1 protein-coding gene is annotated in these 1,341 nt (G+C 64.0%); it reads right to left on the reverse strand.

The window, feature by feature from the left end; genetic code table 11:
- Positions 1 to 112: 112 nt before the first annotated feature.
- Positions 113 to 1,279, reverse strand: a complete 1,167-nt coding sequence (locus RIL96_RS13230; RefSeq protein WP_310549480.1) for an IS481 family transposase — start codon at positions 1,277 to 1,279, stop codon at positions 113 to 115.
- Positions 1,280 to 1,341: the final 62 nt, after the last annotated feature.

Genomic DNA, 1,341 nt, shown 5'->3' on the forward strand with positions numbered 1-1,341 from the left:
TGTGATGTCCCCCGTCATCGTTCACACGATGACGGGGGACATTTCTCTTTTCTGACGCGGGCTTGTCCCGCGTCATCGTTCACAGATCCGGGTGGCTGTCCCGCGTCATCGTTCACGTTTTCTTTTGGTAGTTCTTCGTCGGGTCGATGGTGTGCTCGGCGATGATCTCGCCAGCATTGCGGTCGATGATCATGGTGTGGGGTCCGTGGGCCAGGAGGATCACGCGTCGTTTTGCCCAGGCTCTGCCGATGCCGAGGTGTCTGAGCCTGCCGGCGTAGCGGACGGTGATGGTCCCCGTCGGGCCGATCCGGTCGTAGCGGACTCTCCATGTGCGGTCACCGGCTTCAAGGACGGGAAACGCTTTCTCGGTGGCGGTGTACGCGGTCTCCGGTGTGCGTCTGCCGATGGCTCTGTGGGGGCGTTCGGTGTTGTAGATGTGCCGGAACCGGGCCAGCTGCTCGTCGAGCTCGGGGAGGGTGCCGACGAGTCCGTCGGCTGTCAGCCAGCGTTTGAGTGTCTGGTGGTAGCGCTCGATCTTGCCTTGGGTGGTGGGGTGGTTGGCTGCGCCGTTCTTCTGGGTGATGCCCAGGTCGGCGAGGAGCTGCTCGAATCCGTTGGGTTGTGCTGGGGTGCCGTCGTGGCCGTTGGCGAACCGGGTGGTGTAGACCATGCCGTTGTCGGTCAGCGTCGATGCGGGTGGTCCGTGGGTGTCCATGGTGTCGGTGAACGTGTCGATGACGATGCGCCCGGTGACGCGGTGGTGGGCGCTGGTGTGGAGGAGGCAGCGGGAGTGGTCATCGAGCCAGGAGATGATCTCGGTGTCGGTCCCATCGGTCAGTGGCCAGTGGGTGAAGTCGGATTGCCAGGTCTCGTTGGGTTGATCGGCTTGGAACCGGTGCCAGGAGGAGCGTGGGCGCTTCTGCGGTTGAGCGGTGATGATGCCGTGGCGGTTGAGGATGCGCCAGATCGTGGTGGGGCTCGGTCGTGGTGGGGGCAGTCGGTCCCAGATGGACTCGGCGCCTGCATCGAGTCCTGTGCGGGTGAGGGTTTCGCGGAGTTCGAGGATCGTGTCGATCGTGGTGGGGTCGGTGGCGTTCGGGTTGGTGTGAGGGCGGCGTGATCGCGGGGTGAGTGCGTCGAGTCCGTCGGTGCGGTGGCGGTTCAGGAGTGTGTAGATCCAGCGGCGGGAGACGTTGAAGCGGATGCTGGCTTCGGTGACGGTGAGGGTGCCTTCGGTGATGGCCAGGACGATGGCGCGGTTCTTGCTGGTGGCGGTCATGTGTGAACGATGACGTGACACATGGTGTGCGGGATGTCGTGGGACATCGTGTGAACGATGTC

Source organism: Nesterenkonia aerolata (assembly GCF_031470965.1).
Lineage (GTDB): Bacteria > Actinomycetota > Actinomycetes > Actinomycetales > Micrococcaceae > Nesterenkonia > Nesterenkonia aerolata.